Annotated in this window: 22 protein-coding genes; 12 read left to right on the top strand and 10 right to left on the bottom strand. The window is 69.6% G+C overall.

The features are described 5' to 3' along the window. Nucleotides 1–29 precede the first annotated feature (29 nt). From BM417_RS30745 to BM417_RS30725, 4 genes are all read left to right on the top strand, one after another. Complete coding sequence (locus BM417_RS30745; protein WP_093601783.1) at nucleotides 30–668, top strand: response regulator; 639 nt, start codon at nucleotides 30–32, stop codon at nucleotides 666–668. Beyond that, nucleotides 665–1696, top strand: coding sequence for a sensor histidine kinase (locus BM417_RS30740; RefSeq protein WP_093601781.1), 1032 nt, complete (start codon nucleotides 665–667; stop codon nucleotides 1694–1696). Before BM417_RS30745 ends, BM417_RS30740 begins: the two co-directional genes overlap by 4 nt. Nucleotides 1697–1777: 81 nt before the next feature. Beyond that, nucleotides 1778–2680 carry a S1 family peptidase gene (locus BM417_RS30735; RefSeq protein WP_093601779.1) on the top strand — a complete coding sequence of 301 codons (903 nt, stop codon included), beginning with the start codon at nucleotides 1778–1780 and terminating at the stop codon, nucleotides 2678–2680. A 171-nt stretch (nucleotides 2681–2851) separates the two neighbouring features. After that, nucleotides 2852–3382, top strand: a complete 531-nt coding sequence (locus BM417_RS30725; RefSeq protein WP_143138866.1) for a hypothetical protein — start codon at nucleotides 2852–2854, stop codon at nucleotides 3380–3382. Here BM417_RS30725 and BM417_RS30720 read toward each other — a convergent pair. The 8 genes from BM417_RS30720 to BM417_RS30685 all read right to left on the bottom strand — a co-directional run bounded on the left by BM417_RS30720 (nucleotide 3355) and on the right by BM417_RS30685 (nucleotide 12818). Then, on the bottom strand, nucleotides 3355–4245 hold the full coding sequence (locus BM417_RS30720; protein ID WP_093601773.1) for a quinone oxidoreductase family protein: 891 nt from the start codon (nucleotides 4243–4245) through the stop codon (nucleotides 3355–3357). The two genes, BM417_RS30725 and BM417_RS30720, sit on opposite strands and share 28 nt — an antisense overlap. Beyond that, entirely contained in the window at nucleotides 4230–5096 is an 867-nt protein-coding gene (locus BM417_RS30715; protein WP_093601771.1) for a dioxygenase family protein, read from the bottom strand. Before BM417_RS30715 ends, BM417_RS30720 begins: the two co-directional genes overlap by 16 nt. Nucleotides 5097–5099: 3 nt before the next feature. Further along, entirely contained in the window at nucleotides 5100–5867 is a 768-nt protein-coding gene (locus tag BM417_RS30710) for a citryl-CoA lyase (protein WP_177320686.1), read from the bottom strand. 30 nt (nucleotides 5868–5897) lie between these two features. Then, nucleotides 5898–7028, bottom strand: a complete 1131-nt coding sequence (locus BM417_RS30705; RefSeq protein ID WP_093601767.1) for a CaiB/BaiF CoA transferase family protein — start codon at nucleotides 7026–7028, stop codon at nucleotides 5898–5900. After that, entirely contained in the window at nucleotides 7028–8446 is a 1419-nt protein-coding gene (locus tag BM417_RS30700) for an amidohydrolase family protein (RefSeq protein ID WP_093601765.1), read from the bottom strand. The genes BM417_RS30705 and BM417_RS30700 overlap by 1 nt, the downstream gene beginning before the upstream one ends. A gap of 73 nt (nucleotides 8447–8519) precedes the next feature. Beyond that, the gene (locus BM417_RS30695) at nucleotides 8520–9326 is read right to left on the bottom strand and encodes an IclR family transcriptional regulator domain-containing protein (RefSeq protein WP_093601763.1); all 807 of its coding nucleotides are present in this window, start codon (nucleotides 9324–9326) and stop codon (nucleotides 8520–8522) included. 27 nt (nucleotides 9327–9353) lie between these two features. Next, nucleotides 9354–11834: an excinuclease ABC subunit UvrA gene (locus BM417_RS30690; protein ID WP_093601761.1), complete on the bottom strand. Its 2481-nt coding sequence runs from the start codon at nucleotides 11832–11834 to the stop codon at nucleotides 9354–9356. A 9-nt stretch (nucleotides 11835–11843) separates the two neighbouring features. Continuing rightward, the gene (locus BM417_RS30685) at nucleotides 11844–12818 is read right to left on the bottom strand and encodes a TerC/Alx family metal homeostasis membrane protein (RefSeq protein WP_245822261.1); all 975 of its coding nucleotides are present in this window, start codon (nucleotides 12816–12818) and stop codon (nucleotides 11844–11846) included. A gap of 206 nt (nucleotides 12819–13024) precedes the next feature. Here BM417_RS30685 and BM417_RS30680 point away from each other — a divergent pair, with 206 nt between their 5' ends. The 4 genes from BM417_RS30680 (at nucleotide 13025) to BM417_RS30665 (ending at nucleotide 16752) form a co-directional block, all read left to right on the top strand. Next, a complete protein-coding gene (locus tag BM417_RS30680; protein ID WP_093601757.1) occupies nucleotides 13025–14023 on the top strand; it encodes a MerR family transcriptional regulator in 999 nt (332 codons plus the stop codon). Nucleotides 14024–14150: 127 nt separating this feature from the next. Beyond that, entirely contained in the window at nucleotides 14151–14978 is an 828-nt protein-coding gene (locus BM417_RS30675) for a CPBP family intramembrane glutamic endopeptidase (protein WP_093601755.1), read from the top strand. Next, nucleotides 14975–16099: a sensor histidine kinase gene (locus BM417_RS30670; protein WP_093601753.1), complete on the top strand. Its 1125-nt coding sequence runs from the start codon at nucleotides 14975–14977 to the stop codon at nucleotides 16097–16099. The genes BM417_RS30675 and BM417_RS30670 overlap by 4 nt, the downstream gene beginning before the upstream one ends. Further along, on the top strand, nucleotides 16096–16752 hold the full coding sequence (locus tag BM417_RS30665; RefSeq protein ID WP_093601751.1) for a response regulator: 657 nt from the start codon (nucleotides 16096–16098) through the stop codon (nucleotides 16750–16752). Before BM417_RS30670 ends, BM417_RS30665 begins: the two co-directional genes overlap by 4 nt. 122 nt (nucleotides 16753–16874) lie before the next feature. Here BM417_RS30665 and BM417_RS30660 read toward each other — a convergent pair whose 3' ends face one another. Continuing rightward, a complete protein-coding gene (locus BM417_RS30660; protein WP_093601749.1) occupies nucleotides 16875–18020 on the bottom strand; it encodes a helix-turn-helix domain-containing protein in 1146 nt (381 codons plus the stop codon). Nucleotides 18021–18105: 85 nt separating this feature from the next. On the opposite strand from BM417_RS30660, the gene BM417_RS30655 reads away from it, so the two are divergent. From BM417_RS30655 to lgt, 4 genes are all read left to right on the top strand, one after another. After that, a complete protein-coding gene (locus BM417_RS30655) occupies nucleotides 18106–19173 on the top strand; it encodes a ferredoxin reductase (RefSeq protein ID WP_093601747.1) in 1068 nt (355 codons plus the stop codon). 77 nt (nucleotides 19174–19250) lie between these two features. Beyond that, entirely contained in the window at nucleotides 19251–20369 is a 1119-nt protein-coding gene (locus tag BM417_RS30650; RefSeq protein WP_093601745.1) for a fatty acid desaturase family protein, read from the top strand. 120 nt (nucleotides 20370–20489) lie between these two features. Further along, entirely contained in the window at nucleotides 20490–22271 is a 1782-nt protein-coding gene (locus tag BM417_RS30645) for a CocE/NonD family hydrolase (protein WP_093601743.1), read from the top strand. A gap of 61 nt (nucleotides 22272–22332) precedes the next feature. After that, nucleotides 22333–23241, top strand: coding sequence for a prolipoprotein diacylglyceryl transferase (gene lgt / locus BM417_RS30640; RefSeq protein ID WP_093601741.1), 909 nt, complete (start codon nucleotides 22333–22335; stop codon nucleotides 23239–23241). On the opposite strand, the gene BM417_RS30635 is transcribed toward lgt, so the two are convergent. Continuing rightward, nucleotides 23168–26755, bottom strand: a complete 3588-nt coding sequence (locus tag BM417_RS30635; protein WP_093601739.1) for a discoidin domain-containing protein — start codon at nucleotides 26753–26755, stop codon at nucleotides 23168–23170. The two genes, lgt and BM417_RS30635, sit on opposite strands and share 74 nt — an antisense overlap. Nucleotides 26756–26896: the final 141 nt, after the last annotated feature.

The raw sequence follows: 26896 nt of genomic DNA, 5'->3' as shown, positions 1-26896 counted from the left end.
CCGTGCCGCGCGGGCCGAGACTGGGCCGCATGGTTCGCGTGATCGTCGTCGACGACGAGGAACTGGTGCGCTCGGGGTTCCGCCTGATCCTGCGGGCGGCGGGCGACATCGAGGTCGTCGCGACGGTGACGGGCGCGCAGGCGGTCAAGGAGGTGAGCCTGCACCGTCCGGACGTCGTGCTGCTCGACATCCGGATGCCCGACGTGGACGGGCTCACGATCCTGCGGCAGTTGCGCGGCTTTCCGAACCCGCCCGTGGTGGCGATGCTCACGACGTTCGACTCGGACGAGTACATCGCGACGGCGCTGCGGTCGGGCGCGGCCGGGTTCTTGCTGAAGGACACCGCTCCCGATCAGCTCGCGCAGTTCGTCCGCACGCTCGCGGCGGGCGGCGTCGTGCTGTCGCCGAAGGTCACGCGTACGGTGGTGGACGGGTATCTGGGGTCGGGTGCCGGTTCCCCGGAGGCGGCCAGGGTCGAGCGGCTGACCGAGCGCGAACGGGCCGTGCTGGTGCTGGTGGCCGAGGGACTGTCCAATGCGGACATCGCCGTGCGCATCCACATCAGCGTCGGCACGGTGAAGGACCACGTGTCCGCGGTCCTGGCCAAGCTGGGCGTCGGCACCCGAGTGCAGGCGGCGCTGCTGGCTCAGCGCGCGGGGCTGCTGTGAACCGGGCGCTGCTCACCAACGCCGCGTTGATCGTGGTCGCGGCCGTCGAGTCGGGACTCAACGAGCCGCGCGACCCGCTGACCGTCGGTGCCGCGGTGCTGGCCGTGGTCGCACTGGTGTTCCGGCAGCGGTGGCCCGTGGCCGTGTTCCTGGCGACGCTGCCGGCGCTGGCGATCGCCGGCGGACTGCTCGCGACCGTGTTCGCGCTCTACTCGGTGGCAGTGCGGCACTCGGATCGGATGCTGCTCACGGGGTGCGCGGTGCTCGGGACGGCCGGGTACCTCTTTCCCGGCATGGATCTCGAACTGCCGCGGGCCGACGTGCTGCTCGTCGTGATCTACGCGGTGATGACGGCGGTGGCGCCCATCTTCTTCGGAAGGCTCGTCTGGGCGCGTGAGCACGAACGGGAACTGGACGCGCAAGCCGTGCTGGCCAGGGAACGCAACCAGCTCGCCCGCGAGATGCACGACGTGGTCTCGCACAAGGTCAGCCTGATCGCGGTCCAGGCGGGAGCGCTGAGCGTCTCCACCGCGGATCCCGACGCCCGGGCCGCCGCCGAGAACGTCCGCAAGCTGTCCGTCGACACTCTGGACGAGTTGCGGCACATGGTGAACCTGCTGCGCGCCTCCGGAAGCGCGGCCACCGAGCTGGTACCGCAGCCGACGTTGTCCGATGTGGACGGACTGGTCGCGAACAGCGGTATCGAGGCCACGCTGACCGGGTCCGCTCCCGCCGGCATCGACTCGGCGTTCCAGCGCACGATCTACCGGACCATCCAGGAAGCCCTCACCAACGTCCGCAAGCACGCTCCCGGCAGCACGGCCCACGTAGAGATCGCACACGGCACCCACCTGACCGTGACCGTCACCAACACCGCGCCGACCCGCCCGACGCTCGCACTGCCCAGCGCCCGGCACGGACTGGTCGGCCTGCGGGAGCGGGCGGCCCTGCTCGGCGGGGTGATCACGTCCGGCCCGACCCCGGACGGAGGGTTCCGGCTCCAGCTGCGACTACCTCTCGCGCGCTGACCATTCACCTAAACCGGGACGCCGCGCTGTACGTACTCCCAGACATGAGCGGATCTCAGTCCGGTAACGAGAGGGCGCCACATGGGTAAACACCACGATGACCACCGCCGTGGGAAGGTGATCGCGGGCGCCATCGGCCTCGTCGCCGTGGCCATCACCGCCGCGACGTTCACCGCGAGCCAGGCCGCGCCGCAGCAGCGCACAGCACCGGACCAGGCCACCGAGACGTTGCGGGAGAAGGCGTCCGTGCCGGGAACCGCGTGGGCCGTCAACCCGGCGACGAACGAGGTCCTCGTCACCGCCGACAGCACGGTGACCGGCGCCAAGTGGGACAACCTGGTGTCCACCGTCAACGCCATGGGCGCCGGCGTGAAGCTGCAACGCACCGCCGGCACGTTCAAGTTGTTCGCCGAGGGCGGTGACGCGATCTTCGCCGGCAACAGCCGCTGTTCGCTCGGCTTCAACGTCGTCACCGGCGACGGCCGCCCCGCCATCCTCACCGCCGGCCACTGCACGGCCGCGGGCAGGCAGTTCTCCCTGACACCGGGCGGAAGAGCCGCCGCCACCGTCGTTCAGTCGACGTTCCCCGGCAACGGCGACTTCGCGCTGCTCACCTACAACGACCGCAACGCCAACGCGCCCAGCGAGGTCGACACCGGCAACGGCCGCAAGGTGCGGATCCAGCGCGCCGCCGAGGCGCGGGTCGGCACGCAGGTCCAGCGGATGGGCAGCACGACCGGACTGCGCGCCGGTCGCGTCACGGGGTTGAACGCCACGGTGAACTACCCCGAAGGCCGCGTCACCGGCCTGATCCAGACGACCGTGTGCGCGGAGGGCGGAGACAGCGGCGGATCGCTCTTCACCGCCAACGGCAACGCGATCGGCCTGACGTCAGGCGGAAGTGGCGACTGCCGCAGCGGCGGCGTGACGTTCTTCCAGCCCGTCACCAAGGCGCTCGCCGCGGTGGGCGCGCGCATTCCCTAGTGCTGTGGCTTGGAATGGTGCCGGGCGAGTTCGCGGTCAGACGCCGCGAGGCGCCAGCGTGAGTCACCCAGCCGACCTTCCGAGCCACGCCGCTGTCAGGCGGCGTCCCGTCTGCTCACGGGACGCAGCCTGATCCGGCGCCGCACGCGCTGGCGTCCAGCACGGTCCGCCGTGCTGGACGCGTCGTGCGCGGTGTCGCCCTCGTTGTGCGCCAAGGGAGTGCGGTCGCTCGGCCCGCGTTCGCTGAAGTGCACGAACGCCAGCAGCACCAGCCCGACGAGCAGCAGTGAGTGCGAGAACACGCGCGCCGCCGAACTCGCCATCAGCTGGGCCGGACCGTTGCGCGGCGGAGAGGTCACCGACGAGGCGAGCGCCGAGGCCGTGTGCGGGCCGATGCACGTCCACGGCCGCAGCCAGGGCTCACCACGAGGCCTCGGCCTGGACCACTGCGCGACCGCGGCCGGTGTCATCGGCGGAACGGGCCTGCTCGCGGCCCTGTTCGACGGCCGATCGAGCGTCACGACGAGCGTCGCGCAATCCGCCCTGATGACGGTCTCGCAGTACCTCGCGGCCGCCGGGGCGCCGGAGGCCGAGGCCACGGCCCTCGAACCGGGCGGGCCGCCGTTCCTCCCGGGCAACTTGCTCGACCCGGTGACGCTGAAGAAGGTCCAGGACTACATGGCCAGCACGACCCGGCCGTGATCCTTGCGGTGCCAGGCATCCGTGACGTCGGCGAGCGGCACCACCTCGTGGTCGACGGTGAGCGCACCCTCCGCGGCGTACCGGGCGATCACCGAGATGGCGTCGGCCCGTTGCCGCACGGTCAGCTCGTTGTTCGTGTAGCCGGACAACCGCAACGACCTGCTGCGCAACGTCGACGAGGTGATCGGGGACGTCTCACCCGCAGAACCGCCGAGGTTCACCCACCGGCCCCCCGGACGCAGTGCCTGGGCGGCCGCAGCGGCGGGCGTTCCGAACAACGGGTCGATCAGCAGGTCAGCGCTCTGAGCACCCACGTCCTCCAACGAGACCACGACATCGGCTCCCGCCCGCGCCGCGCGTTCACGGCCCTCCACGGAACGCGCGGCGGCGATCACTCGTCCGGCACCGGCGAGGTGAGCGAGCTGGATCGCGGACTGCCCGACCGCGCCGCACCCGAGCACGATCACGGTCTCGCCGGCGGCCAGCTCACCTCGCCACGTCAACGCCATGTACGCGGCGACGGCGGACAACCCGAGCGCGGCCATCAGGACCGGGTCGACGTCCGGCAGGAACACCAGATCTTCCTGCCGTGCCGGCGCCTTCGCAGCCATGCTGCCGTCTCCGGGAGCCATCCCGGCGCTGGTGGGAAACCAGACGGTCCGCCCGTTGACCGTCCCGATCCCCTGCACCCCAGGAACGTAAGGCGTCGCGGGCACCCCGAAGTAGGAGGTGCCGCCGGCGCACAACAGATCCAGTGGCGTGATGGGTGCGGCGAGCACGTCCACGACGACCTCGCCGGAAGGCTCGTCCCGGTCAGCGAGCGACGGCGGCTGACCGGGACGAACGACTACTGCGGCGCGCACGGTTGCAACACGAAGTCGTACTCGGCGAGGACCCAAGGCACCTCGGACAGTCCGCCGTCCGGTGTGACGCCGGGTTCGCGCGGCTCGAACCTGACCACGAGCTCCTGCTTGGTGCCGAACACGACGTCGCTGTCGAGGTACTCGGCGCCTTCCTCGAACAGGTGCGTGATCAGCGGTTCGAAACCGTCGGCGGTGAGCAGGAAGTGCACGTGCGCCGGCCGGAAGTAGCTGATCTCGGTCTGCTCGATCAACGCGCCGACGGGTCCGTCCATCGGGATCGCGTAGCCCTTCGGCGTGATCGTCCGCACGCAGTAGGTGCCGTCCTGTTCGGCCCGGTACTTCGCCCGCAACCGCGCCTCGTCCACGTCGAGCTGGGCCTCGTAGGCGCCGTCGGCGTCGGCCTGCCAGACGTCCAGCACGGCTCCGGACACCGGCGAACCGTCGAGCGAACGCACGGTTCCGGTGAGGTAGAGCGGAGTTCCGGTCACGTCGTCGGACATGTCACCGCCGAAGCCGAGCTCGGGGGAGCCGTCGATGTGGAACGGCCCGAGCACGGTCGCCGGCGTCGCCTCCGGTGAGAACTGGTGGTTCATCTGCACGACGAGCATGCTCAGCCCGAGCACGTCCGACGCCAGGATGAACTCCTCGCGCTTCTCGTCACTGATCTGCCCGGTGGCCGTGAGCCACTGAATCGCGGCCATCCACTCGGCCTCGGTCAGCCGCACCTCGCGCGCGAAGTCGTGCAGGTGCCGGACGAGCGCGGTCAGGAGCTGCGCGGTCCGCGGGTCCTTCGCGGTGGCCCAGCGCTGCTCGGCGAGCGCGGTGATGTTGTCCTCGGTGACGAGCTGCATTGCTCACTCCTCGACAGGTGCTACGGACCTGGTGTTCGTGTCGACAGAAAGGAAGATCTGGTTCGCGACGGGATTGCGCAGCTCCTCGGCGAGCTGCCCGATCAGTCCGGCGGTGCGGGCCAGCAACGCGAAGCCCCGCAACAACTCCAGCGGCAGACCGAGGTCGGCCAGCACCGCGCCGCACGTGCCGGCGCCGTTGAGCGGCAACGTCTTGCCGAGCACCTGCGGATGCACGCGCCCGATCGCGGCGAACAGCGAGAGGTGCGGCCCGACCAGGCCTTCCTCCTCGGCGATCTCGAACAGGCGCGGTGTGCGGGGATCACCGTTCTTGTGCACGTGGTGGCCGAGCCCTGGGATACGCGCTTTCCCTTGCGCTTGCACGGTTTCCAACGCGAGGGCGTCCCAGTCCTCCCGGGGCGCGTGAGCAGTGACCACGGCGTTGAGGAACCGGCCGGCGTCCTCGGTGACGCCGAGGAACCGCGAACCGCCGCCGAGCAGCCCGGCGGCGAGTGCGCCCTGCACGGAGTCTGGAGCGGACAGAAAGGTGAGGCGGCTGACGATCGCCGTCGGCGTGAACCCGTGGTCGGCGAGCGCGGCCAGCACCGCCTCGAACAGCCGCGTCTCGCCGGCGCTCGGCCTGCGCTGGGTGGCGAGCCAGAACGCCAGCTCACCGAACCCGACGGTGCCCATCACGTCCCGCGCGAGGTCGTGACCCAGCAACGTGATCGTGTCGGGCGTGGACGCACCGAGCGCCGTTTCATAGACGGTCAAGATTCTCCTTCAGCCGCAGCTCGTGGACCGTCACTGCTCCTCCTTCAACCACCTGCGCAGCTCTTCGCCGTGCTCGTCCAGCCCAGGGGGCGGCAGCTCGTACACAGCCGGGGTCTCCGAGAAGCGGATCGGGTGCCGGGTCGTCGGCACGTCCCCGACCACCACGATCGGGTCGAGCCCGAACCGTTCGGCCATCGCGAACCCGCCGTCGATGGTGTTGATCGGCCCGCACGGCACCCCGGCCGCCACGAGCAGGTCGAACCACTCGACCGCGCCTCGGGTCCGCAGCCGTTCCACCAGAACGGGCCGCAGTTCCTCACGGTTGCGGGTCCGGTCGGCGTTGCGGGCGAACCGCGGGTCGTCCGGCACCTCGGACAACCCCAGGACCTCGCACAACTTGCGGAACTGGCCGTCGTTGGCGGCCGCGATGATCAGGTCGTTGTCGGCGGTCGGCAGCGGTTCGTAGGGGAACACGCTGGGATGCGCGTTGCCCATCCGGAACGGCACGACCCCACCCGCGACGAACGCCGAGCTGTGGTTCACCAGGCCCGTCAGCGCGGACGACAGCAGGTTCACCTCGACGAGCTGGCCCTGTCCGGTCTGATCCCGGTGGCGTAGCGCCGCGAGGATGCCGATCACGGCGTGGTTGCCCGCCATGACGTCGAACACCGAGATGCCCGCGCGGTACGGCGGCCCGTCCGGATCGCCGGTCAGGCTCATCAGTCCGGAGATCGCCTGCACCATCAGGTCGTAGCCGGGAACGTGCTTTCCGTCCCCGGAGCCGAAACCCGTGATCGACGCGTAGATCACGCGCGGATTGCCGGCGCTGACGGAGGCATGATCAAGCCCGTACTTGGCCAGGCCGCCGGGTTTGAAGTTCTCGATCACCACGTCGGCGCGCCGGGCGAGCTCGCGGCCCAGCGCGGCATCGTCCGGGGCGCGCAGGTCGAGTGCGATCGATCGCTTGCCCCGGTTGATGCCCAGGTAGTAGGTCGAGACGTCGTCGCGCACGGGCGGCATCCAGGTGCGCGTCTCGTCGCCGGCCGGACCTTCGACCTTGACGACCGAGGCACCCATGTCGGCCAGCAGCATGGTCGCGTACGGGCCCGCCAGCACGCGCGAGAAGTCCGCGATGAGCAGGCCTTCGAGTGGACCACCCATCAGACGGACGTCCGGGTGTCGCCGCGGTACTCGGTGTAGGTGTAGGGGTTGTCCAGCACCTTGGACTCCGGGACGTCCGGGTTCATGCCCTTCGCCCACGCCTCCTCGCCGAGCTGCGCCCGCAGGTGGTCGACGGTGCCGGAGACCTGGGTGCGAATGGAGTCGAGGTCGACGCCGACGAGCCTGTGGTCGCGCTTCACGATCCGCCCGTCGACGATCACCGTGTCCACATCGGACCGTTGCGCCTGGAAGGCCACGTGCCCGTACGGGTTGAGGATCGGGAACATCGCGGGGGAGTTCTCGTTGCGCAGCAACACGATGTCGGCCTTCTTGCCGACCTCCAGGCTGCCGAGGTCGTCCGCGCGTCCCAACGCCCGCGCGCCGCCCATCGTCGCCCACTCCACGACCTGCTGGGCCCGCAGCGACGAGTGCGTGACGGTGTCGTTCCTGCTGTGCGCTGCCATGTGCTCGCGCGATCGGTCGGCGCCCAGCGTCGTGCGCATCGCGGAGAACAGGTCACCGCTCCACCACACCGACGTGTCCATCGACAGCGACACCGGGATGCCGTGCTCACGGATCGCCCAGGTGGGCGGGTAACCCTGGCCCGCGCTCTGCTCGCTCTCGGTCGACACGGAGATCGAACCGCCGGTCGCCGCGATGCGATGGTAGGAGTCGGCGGACAACGTCGCCGCGTGCACGTAGATCGACTGCGGCGTCATGAACCCGTTGTCGTACATCAACCTGATGCCGTCGTCGTTCGTCGCGCCCCACACGCCCGCATGTGTCGTGACGGGGACGCCGAGCTCACGCGCGACCTCGAAGGCGGGCTTCTCGGGGAACGACGGGTCGCCGGTCACGTCGAACGCGAGCTGGAAGCCCAGCATGTCGTCGCCGGCGATGCGGCGGGAGACGAAGTCCCGGAACTCGGGCGTGGCGGTCCAGGTGGCGGGGCTGTCCTGGATGTTCCCGTACGCCAGCACGAACCGGCCGGGCACCGCCTGCAACGCGTCGACCGCGGCGTCGGCGTGCGCGGTGGTCTGCAGGCCGTGCGACCAGTCGACGGTCGTGGTGACACCGGCGTCGAGCGCCTCGGCCGCGCCCAGGAGGTTGCCGGCGTGGATGTCCTCCGGCCGGAAGACCTTGCCCCACTCCAGGTAGTACCAGACGAAGTACTGCGTGAGCGTCCAGTCGGCGCCGTAGCCGCGCATCGCCGTCTGCCACATGTGCCGGTGCGTGTCGATCATGCCCGGCATGACGATGCCGTTGGTGGCGTCGACCTCGTCGGTCCCCTCCGGCACCTCCAGCCGCGGCCCGATGGCGGCGATCCGGTCGTCCACGACGAGGACGTCGTGATCGACGAGGGGCGCGCGGCCGTCCATGGTCAGGACAGTGCCGTTTCTCAGGACGACGGAACTCATCGGGAACTCCCTTGACCGTCTGGCGGACAGGTGTCCGTTGAATCGTCAACCTTCAACGGCGTCAGGTCAACCCTCAGGACGCGACGACCTCGTGCGGCACCGTGCCGAGCCGGGCGAAGTCGGCGCTGATCTCGCCCGCGACCTGCAGCAGAAGCGGCAGGTGGTGCTCGACCATGTGCTCGACCGACGTCTCGGACGCGTGGCAGTTGACGTTGATCCCGGCGACGACCGCGCCGTTCCCGTCGCGCAACGGCGCCGCGACCGACCGGATGCCCAGCGCGAGCTGCTCGTCGGTCAACGCCCACCCGCGCGCCCGCACGTCCCGCAGCTCGGCGTCGCGCTCGGCCGCGTCCGGCCGCCACTTCGGCGTCAGCCCCGACCGGGTCGGCTGCGCGAGCACGGCCTCCAGCTCGGCCGGCGCCAACGCGGCGAGCTGCACCTTTCCCAGCGACGTCGGCAACGCCGGGAACCGCGTGCCGATCTGCACGGACAGCGTCACGATCTTCGGCACGGCCACGCGGGCGACGTAGATGATGTCCGACCCGTCGAGCTGCGCGATCGACACGGACTCGTTGGTCCGGGCGCACAGGCGTTCCATGTGCGGGCGGGCCACGTCCCACAGGCCCATCGACCGCACGTACGCGACACCGAGTTCGAGCACCCTCGGCGTGAGCGCGAAGCCGCTCTCGCTCTGCCGCACGTACCCGAGCTCGACCAGCGTGAGCAGGATGCGGCGCGTGGTCGGCCGCGCGAGCCCGGTGGCCGTGGCGACCTCGCTGAGCGTCATCACCGGGCGCAGCGGCCGGAACGCGCGGATCACGTCCAGGCCGCGGGCGAGCGCCTCGATGAAGTCGGGGCCAGTGTCAGGGCGAGCAGGCATGCGCCCACGATATCGGACACTTGTCCGTTAATGCGTGAGGTGTTTGCCGAGGTACTGACCGGTGAGGCTCTCCGGAGTCAGAACGAGGTGCCGCGGCGTTCCGGCGGCGACGATCGTGCCGCCCGCCGCGCCGCCGCCGGGACCCATGTCCACGACGTAGTCGGCGTTGGCGATCATGTCGAGGTCGTGCTCGATGACGACGACGGTCGCGCCTTTCTCCGTGAGACGCCCGATCACCGACAGCAGCGTGCGGATGTCGAGCGGGTGCAGGCCGACGCTGGGCTCGTCCAGCACGAACAGCGCGTCCGCCTGGTCGCGGTCGAGCTCGGACGCGAGCTTGAGCCGCTGGGCCTCGCCGCCGGACAACGCGGTCGTGGCCTCGCCGAGCGTGAGGTAGCCCAGGCCCAGGTCGATCAACGCCCGCAGCCGGGTGCGGACCCGGCGCATGTCCCCGACGTGCTCGACGGCCTGCCGGACGGTCAGCGCCAGCAGTTCGGGCAGCGTGAGTCCGTCGTCGGCGCGGCGGAACTCGCTCGCGGCGGGGGAGTAGCGGGTGCCCGCGCAGTCCGGGCAGGCGATGTCGACGTCGGGCAGGAACTGCACGTCGAGCGAGACCTCGCCGGTGCCCTCGCAGCGCGGGCACCGCAACGAGCCGGTGTTGTAGGAGAAGTCGCCGGCGGTGAGCCCGTCCGCGTTGGCCGCGTAGGCCCGGCGGAGATCGTCCAGCACACCGCTGTAGGTGGCGACGGTGGAGCGGACGTTGACGCCGATCGGGGTCGCGTCGACCACGTTCACCCGCGTGATCGCCCCGGCGTCGATCTCCGCGACCCACGAGGGCAGCGGGTCGCCGGAGTTCTTGGCCTGCAACGCCGGCACGAGGCTTTCGAGGACCAGCGTGGTCTTCCCCGAACCTGAGACGCCGGTGACCGCGGTCAGACGGCCTTGTGGCAGGTCGAGCTCGAGCGCGTGGACGGTGTGCAGCGGGCGCGTGGCGAGGTGGATGCGCCCGTGCTCGAACATCTCCTCCTCACTGGCCTGTGACCGCACGACGACCGGTTCGCGGCCCACGAGGAAGCCGCCCAGCAACGAGTTCGGGTCATCCGCGAGTGCCCGGACATCGCCGTTCGTCAGGACCCGTCCGCCCTCCGCGCCGGAACCGGGGCCGATCTCGATCAGCCAGTCGGCCTCGCGCAGCACCTGGACGTCGTGGTCCACCAGCACGACGGAGTTGCCGTCCCGCAACAGGTCCCGCACGACGCCGAGCAGCCCGTCCACGTTGGACGGATGCAGGCCGATGGACGGCTCGTCCAGGACGTAGAGCACGCCCGTCGTCTGGTTGCGCACCGCCCGCGCGAGCTGGACGCGCTGCCGTTCGCCGGTGGACAGGGTCGAGGACGCCCGATCGGGACTGAGGTACCCGAGCCCCAGTTCGACCAGCCGCCGCGCGGTGTCCAGCAGCTGGCTCACGATGCTCCGGGCCATCGCGATCATGTCCGGCGGCAGGGACTTCTCGACCAGCGGCGCCCAGGTGACCAGGTCGTCCAGGGTCATGGCTGAGGCCTCGGCGAGGTTGATCCCGTCGACCCGCGGGGCCAGCGCCCGTTCGCTGAGCCGGGTGCCCTGGCAGGTCGGGCAGGTCTGGGTGGTGATGAACCTGTTGACGCGGTTGAGGCCGCGTTCGGTGGTGGCGTTGTCCAGCGCCTCCCGGACCGCCAGCCGGGCGTTGCGGTAGGTGAAGTTCAGGTCGAACAGCCTGCCGTTCTTGGACGGCACGCGGATCTTCCTCTTCTCCGCCGGGCCGTTCAGGACGATCTCGCGTTCCTGGTCGGTCAGGTCCGCGAACGGCACGTCGGTGCGCACGCCGAACTCCGCGACGACCTCGGGCATCACGGCCAGCCCGAACATCGACCACGGTGCGACGGCCCCGCCCGCGATCGTGAGCGACGGATCGGGGACCAGCCGGTCCTCGTCGACCTCCCGGACCACTCCGGTGCCGGTGCAGTGCGGGCACGCGCCGTCGGAGTTGAACGCCAGCGCCTCCGCACCCGGCGCGGAGAACGTGACACCGCAGACCGGGCAGGTCAGAGGCACTTCCAGGGCCACGTCGATCGTCGGCGCCTGCTGGTGGCCGTTCGGGCAGCGGTGCGCGGCGAGCCGGGAGTACAGCAGGCGCAGCACGTTGAGCAACTCGGTCGAGGTGCCGAACGTGCTGCGCACCCCCGGCACGCCCGGTCGTTGCCGCAGGGCGAGCGCTGCCGGGACGTGCCGCACGCTGTCGACGGCCGCGCGCGGTGCCTGGGACATCCGGCGCCGGGTGTACGTCGACAACGCCTCGATGTAGCGCCGCGACCCCTCCGCGTACAGCACGCCCATCGCGAGCGACGACTTCCCCGAACCGGACACGCCCGCGATGGCGACGAGCTTGCGCAGCGGCACCGTGACGTCGACGGCGCGCAGGTTGTGGACCCGCGCGCCGCGCACCTCGATGGCCAGAGGTTGTTCCCGCATCCGTCGAACCTACGGCCTGGCGACCGTTTCCTCCTGGCGACGGGACCGCAGGCTGGTCAGGGTGACGACGCCCAGCGTGACCACGATGACGGCCAGCGAGACCGGCGTCGGGATCGTCGGCACGGCCGGCCAGACGCCGTGCGCCCAGTGCAGCACCAGCTTCACCCCGATGAACGCCAGGATGAGCGCGAGACCGTGGTTGAGGTGCACGAGCTTGGCCAGCGCCGAGTGCAGGACGAAGTACAACGCGCGCAGGCCGAGCAGCGCGAACGCGTTGGTGGTGAACACGAGGTACGGGTCCTCGGTGATGCCGTAGACCGCGGGCACGGAGTCGATCGCGAACACGACGTCGGTCGCGAAGATCGCCACCACCACGATCGCGAGCGGCGTGAGTGCCCGCTTCCCGTTCTCGCGGACGATCATCTTCGTGCCGCGGTAGTCGTCGGTGACCGGCATCAGCCTGCGCATCAGCCGCACCGACCGCATCTTCGAGGTGTCCTTGGCCTCGGGGTGACCGGCGAGCGCCGTCTGCAGGATCTTCACCGCCGAGACGAGCAGGACGAACCCGAACACGAGGAACGCCCAGGTGCCGGCCGACAACATCGCGGCGCCGGCCGCGATGAACACACCGCGCAGCACCAACGCGCCGACGATGCCGTAGAGCAGGACGCGTTGCTGGATCTCCGCCGGCACGCTGAACGCGGCCAGCAGCAACATGAAGACGAACAGGTTGTCCACCGAGAGGGACTTCTCCACCACGAACCCGGTGATGAACTCGACCGACGGGCCGCTGCCGAAGCCGAACCACAGCCAGAGCCCGAACACCAGCGGCAGCGCCAGGTAGAAGACCGACCAGCCCGCGGCTTCCCGCATGGACACCTCGTGCGGGCGGCGGGTGACCAGGAAGTCGACCACCAGCAGGGCGAGCAGCGCCGCGATGCTCACGAACCACAAACCGGGCGACGCCACGGATTCCACGGGCACAGGTCCTCCTCGAACATGATCGTTCGAGGTCTCCTTCGCCCGGTGCGGGCGGCCTCCCGAGGACACCATCGGATGTCCGTACTGACCGGGCAGGCGCTTGGGAAGTACTCCCCTCGCGGGACAGCTTAGGTAAAGAGATGGTAATGCTCAAGTAAGTCGACCATGTGGCTTGCGTCTCAAGCGGCTTGAGGTTCGACACTGACCTCATGAACGACATCAGGCTGTACGCGATCGGAGAGGTGGCGCGGCGCACCGGGCTGAGCGTCAGCGCCATCCGGTTCTACTCCGACGAGGGCATCGTGGCGCCCGCCGACGTCACGGCGGCCGGGCATCGGCTCTACGACGTGCACGCCATCGCCCGGCTGGAGTTCGTCGGCACGTTGCGCGAACTGGATGCGGGCCTCGACGACATCCGGCGGCTGCTCGAGGGACGGGTGACGCTGTCCGACCTCGCCACCGCGCATCTGTCCCGACTGGACGACCAGGCCCGGCGGATCCGGTCGAGGCGGGCGGTGCTGCGGACGATCGCCCGGCAGCACACCGAGGCCGAGCAGGTGATCCTCATGCACAAGCTGGCAGGGATGTCCGACGACGAACGCGACCGGCTGTTCGACGACTTCTGGAACGAGATCAGCGAAGGCCTCGAAGTCAGCCCCGAGTTCCTCGGTCTCATGCGCAACGGTCGCCTGGTCCTGCCGGACGAGCCGGCCACCGAGCAGCTGGAGGCGTGGATCGAGCTGGCGAACCTCCTGCAGGACGCGGGCTTCCGCCGCGAGGTGAAGGAGGCGCTGCACGAGACCTTCTCCTCGCCCGGCGCCGCGATCATGACGTCGACGGAGATGGTGGGCGTGTTCGAACGGGGAGGCGCGATCTTGGTGCGGGCGCAGGAGGCGCAGCGATCCGGTGCGCCCGCCGACTCACCGCTGGGGCGCGAGATCGCCGGTCTCTACTCCGCTCACATGGGGGAGATCACCGAGATTCCGGACAGTCCCGAGTACCGCGCGAAGCTGGCGGCCGACGTGCTCGGCATCGAACAGATGTACCTGGAGTCGCTCGAGGAGGCCGCCACGTCCACCGATCCGTACACCCGGTACCAATCGCTGGTGGCGATCATCGACGGGACGGCGCGGGAGGCCGCCGAGTTCATGCCGTTCGCCTGGCTGTCCTCCGCACTCAAGGCTGTTGCATCTCTGAAAGACTCGTGAGTGGGAAGGTGTCAACTCGACGAAGAGCATGTCGAGTTGACACCTTCCGTGTCCCCCTAGCGAGCTACACGCGGATGTCCACCGCGCGGGGACGTTCCTGACGCATGAAATCCCTAGCGTTCCGGTCATGCGATTTCTGAAGCAGTTGGCCGTGGTGGTGCTGGTCTCCTTCGCCGGTGGCGCGGCGGTGCAGGCGGTGACCTGGAACGCGCCGCTCACGTTGATCGTCGGCGTGGCCGCGGCGGTGCTGGCACTGGCCGCCTACTCCTGGGTGGTGCGCAAGACCGAACGCCGTGAACCCCTGGAGGTCGCGCGGAAGACGGCTCCTGCGGCGCTCGGCAGGGGCGTCCTGATCGGACTCGGGATGTTCTTGGCGGTGATCGTGAACATCGCCTTCCTCGGCGGCTACGAGATCCGCGGCTGGGGGTCGCTGTCCGGCGCGATCGCGATCTTCGGGTTCATGGCCGCCGCCGCGGTGACGGAGGAACTGATGTTCCGGGGTGTGCTGTTCCGGATCGTCGAAGAGCGCCTCGGCACGTGGATCTCGCTGGGGCTCAGCGGAGTGTTGTTCGGGCTGGCGCACTACTTCAACCCGAACGCGACGCTGTGGAGCTCGCTCGCCATCGCGGTCGAGGCCGGATTCATGCTCGCCGCCGTGTACGCCGCCACGCGCAACCTGTGGGTGCCGATCGGGGTGCACTTCGCGTGGAACTTCGCCCAGGGCGGCATCTTCAGCACCAGCGTGTCCGGACAGGACGCTCCGCAGGGGCTGCTCGACGGCGTCACGTCCGGGTCCGCGATCGTCAGCGGCGGCGAGTTCGGGCCGGAGGCCAGCGTGTACTCGGTGCTCACCGGTGTGGTGGTGACGGTCGTGTTCCTGTGGCTGGCCAAGCGCCGGGGCAACCTGGTGCCTCGCCGGGGCCGTGCCGCGTCGGCCGCTACGCTCGGCGCGTGATCAGCCTCCAGCGGTGGCGCGGCTGGGACGTCCGCGTCCAGGACGCGCCACTCGCGCTGCTGCTCGTGCTGGCATCGGTGGTGCCCGCGTTGCACGACAAGGGCACCCAGCTCGGCGGGCTGCCGAACCGGCCGTTCGACGCTCTCGCGATCGCGGTGATCGCCCTCGAATGCCTGCCCCTGATCGTGCGCCGCAAGTGGCCGCTGGTCTGCCTCGCGCTGGTGTCGATCGCGTTCGTCGTGGACCAGTTGCAGGGCTACCACACCGTCGGCGGAACGGCGCTGCCCATCGCGCTCATCAGCGCCGGACTGCACCTGGCGCATCACCGGCGCACCACCGTGATCGCGGCTTCGGCCGGATACGTGGGACTGGCCATCGGGCTGGAGCTGCGCGGGTCGACTGAGGGCGTGGCCGGGTTCGTGACGTTCTACCTGGCGCTGGCAGCAGCGTGGGGCATCGGCGCGTGGCTGCGGCTCTCGCGCAGTGCCGAGGAGGAACGCCGCCGGCACGTCGCCGCGGCCACCCGTGTCGCCGAACGGACCTCGATCGCCCGCGAACTGCACGACGTGGTGACGCATCACGTGACGGCGATGGTGGTGCAGGCGGAGGCCGCGCGGTACCTGACCGCGGCGCCCGAGCGGCTGGACCAGACGTTGCAGGCGATCACCGACACCGGCCGGCGGTCGCTGACCGACCTGCGGCACCTGCTCGACCTGCTGAACCCGGACCACAGCCCGGAGTCGGTCGGGGACCTGCGCACGTTGGTCGAGCAGACCCGGTTGGCCGGGCAGCCGATCGAGTTCGCCGAGGAAGGCGAGGCGGTGCGGGACGCGGGGAGCGCCGAAGCCGTCGCGTACCGGGTCGTGCAGGAGGCGTTGACGAACGCGCTGAAGTACGCGCACGGCAACCCGACGAACGTGTACGTGCGTTACGGCGAAAGGGAGATCACCGTGGAGGTCGGCACCGAGGGCGCCAGGTCGTTCACGGCGGTCGGGGGCAGCGGTCGCGGCCTGGCCGGGCTGCGCGAACGCGTCGGCGTGCTGGGCGGCGAGTTCTCGGCGGGCCAACGGGACAGCGGTTTCGTCGTCCACGCGCGCATCCCCGCGGGGAACCCGGCGTGACCGCACCCGTGCGCGTGCTGGTGTGCGACGACCAGGCGCTCATCCGCACCGGGTTCGCCACGATCATCGACGCCCAGCCCGACCTGGAGGTCGTGGGGGAGTGCGGGGACGGGCGCGCGGCGGTCGACTTGGCCGGGAGGCTCAAGCCGGACGTCGTCGTGATGGACGTGCGCATGCCGGTGCTCGACGGCATCGGGGCGACCCGGCTGCTGGCGGGCGCCGGGGTTCCCGACCCCGTGAAGGTCCTCGTGGTGACGACGTTCAACCTGGACGAGTACGTCTACGAGGCGCTGCGGGCCGGCGCGAGCGGGTTCCTGCTCAAGGACGCGCCCCCGGCCCAGCTGCTCCAGGGCATCCGGACCGTCGCGAGCGGCGCCGCCCTGCTCGCCCCGGAGGTCACCCGCCAGCTCGTCGGCAGGTTCGCGGCGCGCATCCGGCCCGCCGAGGAGGTCGCGGAGACCCAGCTCGCCCCGCGTGAGCTCGAGGTGCTCCGGCTGATCGCGGAGGGCCTGTCCAACAGCGAGATCGCCGCGGCGCTGGTGATCAGCCAGGAGACGGTGAAGACGTACGTGTCGCGCATCCTCACCAAGCTCGACCTGCGCGATCGCGTGCAGGCCGTCGTGTACGCCTACCGGCGCGGCCTGGTGACCTGACCTCGGCGCGCGGTCACGATCCCTGCCGGAGGCGAGCTGTGGAGCGACCGGGCCACTACATCGCGCCGGAGACCGCAGCTGATCGAGTGCGGTCTGCTCAATAGCTTCAGTGTAGACCGAAACTAATCCGCTGACGGGGGCAGACCGACCGCAAGCGTCAGTTCCAGTACCCGCTGCGGAGACCCGAGATCCGGGAACAGGTCACGAAGCTGGCCCATCCGGTACCGGACGGTCTGCGGGTGCACGAACAGCGCGGCCGCCACGTCCTCGCGGCGGCCCTGGTGCAGCAGCCAGGCACGCAACGTCTCCTCCAGCTTCTGCGCGGAGGTGGCGGGCAGTGCCAGCAACGGAGCGAGCGCGCGCGCTCGCAGGTCGGCGTAGGCGTCGGGGTCGGCGCTCAGCACGAGCGCGGCGAGGTGCTCCTCGGTGTCACGGATGTCGAGGGAGAGCGAGCGCGCGCGTACCGCCCGTGCGTAGGAAGCGGTAGCGCGCATCCAGGGGCGTGCCGGGCCGACGACGGCGGTGCGGCCGATGAGCTGTCGTAGCAGGTGGGAGCGGTCGGCGTCGGGGACGAGCAGCACGCCGGTGGAGTCCGGCAGGTCGTCCAGGACCAACGTGCCGGGGTCGAGCAGGCGGTAGGCGGGGCGGGCCTGGAAGGCGGGCAGCAGGACCACGGTCAACGTCGTCGGCGGCTGCCATCCGGCTCGTTGTGCGGCCGCGAGCAGTACCTCGGTGCTCGCGCCGGCCATCAGGTCGCGGGCGAGTTGTTCGAGGTGACGCTCGTGGGCCAGGCCTCGCGCGGCCAGTTCGTCGGCGTGGCCCGCGGCGCTGGCGGCGGAGAGTTCGTCGATGTAGGCGAAGGTCAGTTCGGCGAACTTCGCCACCTCCGCGGCGGGCAGACCCGCTGGTACGGCGCCTGCGGCCAGGCCGCGCCAGGCGACGCGGGCGCCGACTCGGTAGGCGCTCAGCAGGGCGTCCATCGAACGACCATCGCGCACCTCACCGCGGCCGAGCTCATAGGCCGCGTCGCCGGCGCCGCCGCCTCCGCCCGCGCCGCTGGCGAGGTCCAGGTAGGCTCCCAGCGCCGTGCGGACGGCGCGGCGGATGGTGCCGCCCATGCGTCCGGAAAGTGCGTTCGCGTAGCTCGGCACCTCGTCGATGATCGCCCGGACCACCTCGTCGGCCGTCGTCCTCAGGACTGCCCTCAGTGCGGTGACGGTCTTCTCATCGAGGGCCAGTTCGGTGGCCCTCCTCATTGCGTGACTCACGATTTGTTCCCTGCGAACAATCCAGCCCGGCAGATTCACGTCCTACGGACAGGACTTTACGCCCTGGGGCTATCAAGCTGGAGTCATGACTAGTGCCGCCCTCCGCAGCAGGGCGTGGAAACTGCTTGAGTTGGTCACGACGCCGCTGCTGCCGTCCGACTACCTCGACCTGGTCAGCCCACTTCGAGCGGGTGCTGACCTGCGCGGCCGCATCGAGGCCGTGCACCGCGAGACCGACGATGCCGCGACCATCGTGATCAGGCCCGGGAAGGGCTGGCGCGGTCACGTCGCCGGTCAGTACATCCGGATCGGGATCGACGTCGACGGCGTGCGCCTGTGGCGTGCGTACTCGGTGACATCGCCGACGAGCCGCGCCGACGGTCGCATCACGATCACCGTGAAGGCCATCCCCGACGGCAAGGTCAGCAACCACCTGGTCCGCAAGGCCAAGCCCGGCACGGTCATCCAGCTCGACCAGGCCACCGGCGAGTTCGTGCTGCCCGCCGCCAAGCCCGCGAAGGTGCTCTACCTGACGGCCGGCAGCGGCATCACGCCCGTCATGGGCATGTTGCGCGACACGAAGTTCGCCGACGTCGTGATGGTGCACTCCGCGCCGCGCAAGGAAGACGTGATCTTCCGCAACGACCTGCACGACCTGGTGGCCGACAAAGCGCTGACGCTGGTCGAGCTGCACACCGACACCGACGGCATGCTCGACATCGCCGAGCTGGAGAAGCTCGTGCCCGACTGGGCCGAGCGCGAGACCTGGGCCTGCGGCCCGACCGGCCTGCTCGACGCCGCCGAGGAGCACTGGGCGAAGCACGGTGTCGCCGAGCGCCTGCACATGGAGCGCTTCCGGCCCACCGTCGTCGTCGCCGGCGAGGGTGGCGAGGTCACGTTCGGCAAGACGGGCAAGACCGTCGAGGCCGATGGCGCGACTCCGTTGCTGAACATCGGCGAGGAGGCCGGTGTGCTGATGCCGTCCGGGTGCCGCATGGGCATCTGTTTCGGCTGCGTGACGCCGCTGAAGTCCGGCGCCGTGAGGGACCTGCGCACTGGCGAGATCACCGAGGCCTCGGACAGCCCCACCGCCCACGTGCTCGTCCAGACCTGCGTGTCCGCCGCGGCGGGCCCTTGCGAACTCGAACGCTAGCCAGGCCCACCACAGACATTCCTCCCCCGTGAAGTGGCTCCACCCCCCAGCCACTGGTTCCCCGGAAAGCGAGCTTCATGACCGCCATCGATCCCACCGCCCACCTCACCGACGAGCAGATCGAGGAGCTCGGCCGCGAACTCGACGCGATCCGCGACGAGGTCATCGCGAGCCGTGGTGAGAAGGACGCCGCGTACATCCGCAAGGTCATCTCGGTGCAGCGCAAGCTGGAGCTGACGAGCCGCGGCATCCTGCTGTTCTCGCTCTTCCCGCCGGCGTGGATCATCGGCACCGCCGGTCTGTCCGTGGCGAAGATCATGGACAACATGGAGATCGGCCACAACATCCTGCACGGCCAGTGGGACTGGATGCGCGACCCGAAGATCCACTCCACGACCTGGGAGTGGGACCACGTCTCGCCGGCCGACCAGTGGAAGCACTCGCACAACGAGCTGCACCACACGTACACCAACGTGATCGGCAAGGACAACGACCTCGGCTACGGCATCATGCGCGTGGACGAGGACCAGAAGTGGCACCCGATGTACCTCGCCCAGCCGCTCTGGAACTTCATCAACGCCTGCTTCTTCGAGTACGGCATCGCCGCGTACGACCTGGAGCTCGGCAAGAACCTGCACAAGCGCCGCCGCAAGAACCCCGAGTTCGTCGCGCGGGCCAAGGCCGTGGGCCGCAAGATCCGCAAGCAGGTGCTCAAGGACTACGTGATCCACCCGCTGCTGTCGGGCCCGTCGTTCCTCACCACGCTCGCCGCGACGTTCACCGCGAACCTGATCCGCAACCTCTGGTCGCACTCGGTGATCATGTGTGGTCACTTCCCGGAGGGTGTGCAGACCTTCGAGCGCCGGTCGATCAGGGGCGAGACGCGCGGCCAGTGGTACCTGCGTCAGATGATGGGCTCGGCGAACATCAGCGGCAGCAAGGCCATGCACTTCATGACCGGCAACCTGTCGCACCAGATCGAGCACCACCTGTTCCCGGACCTGCCGAGCAACCGATACGCCGAGGTCGCGGTGAAGGTGCGCGCGCTGTTCGAGAAGTACGAGCTGGACTACGTGACCGGCCCGCTGCCCAAGCAGGTCTTCTCGGCGTGGCACAAGGTGTTCCGCCTGTCGCTGCCGAACAAGAAGCCGAAGGTCAAGACCCCGGACCGCGACAAGGAACTGGTCGCCGCCTGAGACCGGTAATGGTTTAGATCTTTCGGCCGTACCGGCGACACCGCCGGATTCGGTGAGATTCCTTCGTAGGGCCCGAGTTCCATCCCTGCTGCTTCATCGGGCCCTCCGACGGAGGAACACATGCGAAGGGTCTATCTCGTCGCGGCCACCCTGCTCACGGCCGCGACGATCTACACGCCTGTCTCGGCCGCGGCCCCAGCCGCCGCGGCGATCACCGAAACCGTCTACGTCGAGTCCACCATCGACAGTGACTCGGACGGCGCGCCCGACCGGATCGCCGCCGACGTCATGCGGCCCGACACGGCCGGACGAGTGCCGGTCGTGATGGAGGCCAGTCCCTACTACGGGCTGGGTGCCGCTGCCGCGTCCGCGACGAACGTGCCCCGCGGCTTCGGCCGTTGGTACGACGAGTACTTCGTGCCGCGCGGGTACGCCGTGGTCGAGATGGAGATGCAAGGCACCTCCCGCTCGACCGGCTGCCCGACCACCGGTGGTCCCGAGGACACGGCAAGCGTCCGTGCGGTCGTGGACTGGCTCAACGGCCGTGCGAAGGCGTTCTACGCCGACGGACGGCCGGCGGTCGCGAGTTGGAGCACGGGCAACGTCGGCATGCTCGGCGTGTCCTACAACGGAACGCTGCCCAACGCGGCGGCCGCGGCGAACATCCCCGGCGTGAAGACGATCGTGCCGATCGCCGCGATCTCCAGCTGGTACGAGTACGCCCGTGACCAGGGCATCGGTTACAAGGGCTGGGAATCCAACTACCCCACGTTCCTCGCCAACTACGTCGTCAGCTCGGCGCAGAAGGCGAAGTGCAAGCCGGTCTTCGACAAGCTCTCCGCGGACGACGGCGACCAGTCCTTCGACTACACGTCGTTCTGGAAGGCCCGCGACTACCGGCCGGGCGCGCAGAACACGTCCGCGTCGGTGTTCGTCGTGCACGGCCAGGCGGACTGGAACGTCAAGCCGTCGCAGTTCGGCCGCTGGTGGAAGGAACTCGCGGACCGGAACGTGCCGCGCAAGATCTGGCTGCACCGCGGCGGGCACCTCGACCCGATCTCGTTCCGTCAGGCCGAGTGGCAGCGCGTCATGGGGCTGTGGATGGACCACTGGCTCAAGGGCGCGGACAACGGAATCATGGACGAGCCCATGGCCGACGTGCAGAAGCCGGACGGCAGCTGGGAACAGGCCGCCTCGTGGCCGCGACCGGACACCCAGGCCACGACGCTGTACTTCGGCCCTGCGGCCGGTGGAATGTCCGGTTCGCTGACCACCGCACCGGTTTCCAGTGGCACGCAGACCCTGGGCGCGAACGCGAACATCAGCGAGACGACCATGATGGCCAACCCGGAGACCGCGAACACCAGCCGGCTCGCCTACGTGACGGCACCGCTGACGAAGGACGCGCGGTTGTCCGGCGAGGTCAGCCTGACGGTGCGCGTCGCGTCGAACCGGGCGTCGACGCCGCTCACGGCATTGCTGGTGGACTACGGCCCGAGCACGCAGGCGGTGCTGTCCGAACGCAGCCCGCTGCAACTGTCCACGGAGGTGTGCGGCCGCAACGACCTGCGGGACAAGACCGGCTGCGCGCGTCCACCGGACGTGTCGATCCAGGCGGTCTCGGCGACGATGCTGACCAAGGGTGCCATCGACGCCAAGAACCGGTTGTCGCTGGAGACCGCGACCCCGTTGCCCACCAACGGGTCCACCGCGGACGTCACCTGGAAGCTGCACGCCCGTGACGCGCTGGTCCCTGCCGGGCACCGGATCGGGATCGTGCTCGTCACGAACCACAACGCCTACCTCGCCGCGGACACGGCTGCGAGCGGTGTCTCGCTGAACGTGTCGCTGGGCGTCAGCAAGGTGGTGCTGCCGATCGTCGGCGGTGCGCTGAACAAGTGACGACGAGCCGGGGCCTGCGGACTTTACAGTGCGCAGGCCCCGGCGTCGTTAGGGTGGCGCGATGTTTCTGGCCGCCATCCCCAGTCCGACCCAGGGCGTCTGGCACCTCGGCCCGATGCCGATCCGCGCCTACGCGTTCTGCATCATCGCCGGCGTCCTCGTCGCGGCCTGGCTGACCGAACGCCGCTACGTGCAGCGCGGTGGCAGGCCCGGCGTCATCAACCAGATCGCCACCTGGGGTGTTCCGTTCGGTGTCGTCGGCGCCCGGCTCTACCACGTGGCCACGTCCTGGCAGCCGTACTTCGGCCCGGACGGCGATCCCATTCGCGCCCTCTACATCTGGGAAGGCGGGATGGGCGTCTGGGGCGCGATCGCGTTCGGCGCGCTCGGAGCCTGGATCGGTGCCAGGCGCGCGGGTGTCGCGTTGCCTCCGCTGGCCGACGCGGCGGCGCCGGGAATCCTGCTGGCGCAAGGGATCGGCCGTCTCGGCAACTGGTTCAACAACGAGGTGTACGGCGGTCCGACCGACCTGCCGTGGGCGCTCACGATCCACGAGTGGGACCAGGACGCCGGCCGTGCGGTGATCGGTCCGGACGGACAGCCCGTGGTGCTGGGGACGTTCCACCCGGCGTTCCTGTACGAGCTGCTGTGGACCTTCGCCGCGGCGGCCGTGGTGATCTGGGCGGACCGGCGGTTCCGGCTCGGGCACGGCCGGGCGTTCGGGCTGTACGTGGTGCTCTACACGCTGGGCCGGTTGTGGATCGAGGCGCTGCGGATCGACGAGGCGAACACGATCCTGGGGCTGCGCCTGAACATCTGGACCTCGTTGATCGTGGGGCTGGGAGCCGCCGCGCTGACGGTGTGGTCGGCACGGCGGCACCCAGGTCGTGAGGACCTCAGCTCAGCTTCGGCGCCGAGTTGTACGCCTCCGCCAGCAGACGCGGGTTCCGAACGGACTTCTGCGGGTTGATCGTGACCGTGCGGACCTCACCGGGCAGCAGCCAGAAGTAGTTGTCGCTGTAGAGGGTCGGCAGCACGCGGTCGGTCCCGTTGCGCTCCCGCAGGGACAGCCGGACCATCGCGGCCACCGTCTTGCCGGCGTTGCGGACGATCGCGGTGTAGCCACTCTTGTTGGCGGTCAACGTGGTCGTGAGCTGGGTGTAGGCCAACTGGTTGAGGGCGTGCATCGACGCCTCGGTCCGGTACCGCCAGTAGGTGTTCTCGGAGATCTGCTTGCCCTGGGCGTCGGTGAGCGTGAGGCGCAGCAGGTGGAACGCGGGCAGCGCGGCGTCGAACGGCACGGTGAACAGGTTGCTGGCCGAGGTCGCCGCGACGTCGAGCTTCTGCTCCTGCGCCTGCCCGATCGTCTTGCCGTCCAAGGCGAACAGCTGTGCCTTGACGGTGACGCCCATCAGATGTGAGGCGGTGTGGTTGACCGCCGTGACCTGCCAGGTCGTCAGGTTCGCCTGCACGTGCCGTTGCTCGCAGCCCTTGCGGGAGCCGTAGTAGCTGCCGTTGACGTCCATGTCGTAGTCGTAGGTCTGCCACACCGTGCTGTGCCACGCCGGGTGCGACATCCACAGCAGCACGCCGGAAGCGTCGTTCCACAGCTTGGCGTTCCAGGCCTCGAAGATCGCGCGCATGTTCTCGTAGTTGACGAACTGCGCCTTGCGGCAGAACTCCTCCATGCTGCTCGACGGCGCGAGGCGGGCGTCGATCGCGGCCTGGTAGCCCTTGGGCTGCTGGTTGCTGTTCTCCGACCAGTCGTGCATGTACCAGGCGTCCCCGATCGGCCAGCCGGAGTTGCCCTGGCCGACGAGGTTGCGCATGCTCTCGACCACCGACACCGTCGGCAGGCCGATCTCGCTCCAGAAACCGAACTTCCCGCCCGTGTTCTCGCCGGTGGCGTAACTGCGCGGGTCCACCCACCGGTACGTGCCGTCGCCGCTGATCACGCCGCCTGCCGAGTTCGGCTGGTACATCAGGTCCGTGTTGGTGTGCACGATCTCGCGCAGCACCTTGTCGACGGCGTAGGGCGGGCTGCCCTCGTTGCAGCCGAACCACACCACGCAGCAGGCGTGCGAGCGGTAGCGCAGCACGGTGTCCTCGGCCTGCGCGAAGAACTGCTCGTGGTTCGCGGGATCGGCGGACCAGCCGAGCCAGAACTCGTTCCACAGCAGGATGCCGTACTTGTCGCACGCCTCGAACAGCTCTTCGCGGTACGACGAGCCGACCCAGTTGCGGATCACGGTGAAGTTCATGTCCTTGTGCAGCGCCACAGCGGCGTCCGCACGCGAGCCGGGCATGCGGCGCAGCAGTTCGTCCCAGCCCCAGCTGCCGCCACGGGCGAAGATCTTCACGCCGTTGACGATGATGATCAGCGGCTTGGGGGAGTTGTCCTGCGACACGACGTCGGTCCAGCTGTCGCCGTCCTGCGAGACCTGGATCTTGAACGTGGCCGCGTAGGCCGTCTCCCAGCGCAGCGCCACGCGGTCGAACGAGGTCGCGGCGCCCAGGTCGACCTGCACCCACTCGTTGTCGTTGTAGTTCGAGGTCCAGCGGGACTTCGGGTCCCCGTCGGTGACGGCGCCGGGCGAGGTCCAGTCGGCGGCCGACGACGCGGTGGCGGTCTTGCCGCGCGCCAGGTCCGCATCGGGAGTCCTGCTGTCCACAACGGACATCGTGAAGACCGAGAATCCCCAGCTGGTGGCGCGCCTTCCGCCCTGCATCCGCACGTAGCGGGCCTGCTGGACCGGGAAGTCGACGGTCTGGTCGGCGGCGCCGTCGACGATCGTGATCGGCAGGTCGTACTGGTAGGTGACCTGCCGGATGCCGAACTTGAGCTTCTTGCGGTCGCTGACCGCGGTGCCGACGGTGGCCGTCAGCGTCAGGTCGTGCAGCGTCGGGTCGCCGTAGCCGTTGGGCCACCACAGCTTCGGGTTCTTGATCCGCATCTGCGGGTGCGTGGCCGGCGCGAACACGGCGGCGGCCTCGGAGTTCGCGGGCACGGTGACCGTGCTGGTGACCTTGATCCCGTCGAACTCGGCCGTCACGGTGACGCTCTTCGCGGACGACTCGACGTTGCGCACCGGCACGGTGAACGTGACCTCGGCGGTCGACTTGTCCGGCAGCACGGTGTCGACGCGCGGGTCGCCGACCACCACGGCACCGGTCGAGCGCAGCCGGACGTGGTTCCAGATGCCGGAGGCGCGGTCGCGGACGGCGGGCATCCAGTCCCAGCCCGACACCGCGAGGTAGGTGGGGGAGTTCTTGAACATCGTGCTGTTCGCGCCGACCCACGCCTCACCGCGCGGTCCCTTGTCGCCGGGGCTGCCGGGGAACGGCATCGGCGCGATCCTGACCGCGAGGTTCTGGTCGCCGCTCTTGCGCAGCGTGGCCGTGACGTCCAGCGCGGCCCGGCCGAACGGGTTGCTGATCGCACCGATCTTGGCTCCGTTGAGCCAGAACTCGGCCTCGTGGTTGATGCCGTCGAACTCGAGCCACACGTGCCTGCCCGCGCCCGTGTCCAGGCCGCGCGGAACGCTGAACGTGCGCCGGTACCACCACGTGTGCCGGGACAGGGCCTCCGGGATCTTCAGGTTGTTCATGCCGTACACCGGGTCCGGCAGGTGGCCCTGCTCGACCAGCGACGCGAGCACCGTGCCGGGCACGGTGGCCGGGACCCAGCCGCGGGTGTCGACGTTCTGGCCGGACAGCGCGGCGCCGTCCTTGGCGGGCGCGAAGTCCTGCATGGTCAGCACCCAGCCCGACTCGAGCGGCACGGACCCGTCCGCGGCCACGGTCAGCGCGGGGTTCTCGCGGTTCTGCACCGGCCAGTTGGTCCAGCCCTTCACCGCCGGCCGGTTGTCCCTGCTGGTGCCGTAGACCTGAAGGCCGTTGAGCCCCAACGGGTTCGTGGTCGACCTGCGCGAGGCGGAGAACCGCACCCAGCGCGCCTTGACGGCGGGGGTGAACGGAACGGTGATCACGCCGCCGGCGCCGGACTCGGTGGCGTGGACCGTCCGCCAGACCTTGCCGTCGTCGGAGATGTCGAGGTCGAAGATCGTCGCGTAGCTGGACAGGATCTCCGTGCCGAGGGTGTCGGCGCGCGAGCCGTTCGCGTCGAACGCGCCGTCACCCGGCTTGGCCTCGAACGTCAGCACGATCGAGCTGATCTCGCAGCGACCCTGCAGGTCGACGATCATCCACTGGCCGTCGCCCTGACCGGCCCGCCAGCCGGAGCCCTGCACGCCGACCTGCGCGAGACCGTCCACGGCGAACTCCGCCGGGGTGGCCGCGTAGTCCGTCGAGGACACCGAGACCGGGCGGAACAACGCGAGGTCGACGGCCTTCTGCTGGGCATCCGCCTGCTCCGGTGCGGCCGAGGAGGCACCCGACAGCACAGTGCTCAGGCCGAAACCGGCGAGCAGTCCACCGCTCATGGTCAGTGCCTGTCTGCGCGAGACGCCGCTGTCCTCCGCCATTGCGAGCTCCGATCCCTGTCCTGACAACGTTGCCAGGAAGCTTCGGTCTCGTTACGTGACTGGTCAACAAGACAAACGAGACAGGAATCCGCGGCGGCGACATCGATGTCATGGCTTCGGGATCGAGTCATGCCCACTGGC

Origin of the sequence: Lentzea waywayandensis (genome assembly GCF_900115955.1) — a bacterium.
Taxonomy (GTDB): Bacteria; Actinomycetota; Actinomycetes; order Mycobacteriales; family Pseudonocardiaceae; genus Lentzea; species Lentzea waywayandensis.
The sequence above is the reverse complement of the archived record's forward strand: the minus strand, read 5'-3'. Positions and strand labels throughout refer to the sequence as shown.

Excerpts from the sequence above, each read along its gene's own strand:
- BM417_RS30655 (WP_093601747.1), top strand. The coding sequence starts at position 18,106 with ATGACTAGTGCCGCCCTCCGCAGCAGGGCGTGGAAACTGCTTGAGTTG.
- BM417_RS30650 (WP_093601745.1), top strand. The coding sequence starts at position 19,251 with ATGACCGCCATCGATCCCACCGCCCACCTCACCGACGAGCAGATCGAG.
- BM417_RS30645 (WP_093601743.1), top strand. The coding sequence starts at position 20,490 with ATGCGAAGGGTCTATCTCGTCGCGGCCACCCTGCTCACGGCCGCGACG.
- BM417_RS30680 (WP_093601757.1), top strand. The coding sequence starts at position 13,025 with ATGAACGACATCAGGCTGTACGCGATCGGAGAGGTGGCGCGGCGCACC.
- lgt (WP_093601741.1), top strand. The coding sequence starts at position 22,333 with ATGTTTCTGGCCGCCATCCCCAGTCCGACCCAGGGCGTCTGGCACCTC.
- BM417_RS30690 (WP_093601761.1), bottom strand. The coding sequence starts at position 11,834 with ATGCGGGAACAACCTCTGGCCATCGAGGTGCGCGGCGCGCGGGTCCAC.
- BM417_RS30695 (WP_093601763.1), bottom strand. The coding sequence starts at position 9,326 with ATGCCTGCTCGCCCTGACACTGGCCCCGACTTCATCGAGGCGCTCGCC.
- BM417_RS30715 (WP_093601771.1), bottom strand. The coding sequence starts at position 5,096 with ATGCAGCTCGTCACCGAGGACAACATCACCGCGCTCGCCGAGCAGCGC.
- BM417_RS30705 (WP_093601767.1), bottom strand. The coding sequence starts at position 7,028 with ATGGGTGGTCCACTCGAAGGCCTGCTCATCGCGGACTTCTCGCGCGTG.
- BM417_RS30745 (WP_093601783.1), top strand. The coding sequence starts at position 30 with ATGGTTCGCGTGATCGTCGTCGACGACGAGGAACTGGTGCGCTCGGGG.
- BM417_RS30700 (WP_093601765.1), bottom strand. The coding sequence starts at position 8,446 with ATGAGTTCCGTCGTCCTGAGAAACGGCACTGTCCTGACCATGGACGGC.
- BM417_RS30675 (WP_093601755.1), top strand. The coding sequence starts at position 14,151 with ATGCGATTTCTGAAGCAGTTGGCCGTGGTGGTGCTGGTCTCCTTCGCC.
- BM417_RS30635 (WP_093601739.1), bottom strand. The coding sequence starts at position 26,755 with ATGGCGGAGGACAGCGGCGTCTCGCGCAGACAGGCACTGACCATGAGC.
- BM417_RS30735 (WP_093601779.1), top strand. The coding sequence starts at position 1,778 with ATGGGTAAACACCACGATGACCACCGCCGTGGGAAGGTGATCGCGGGC.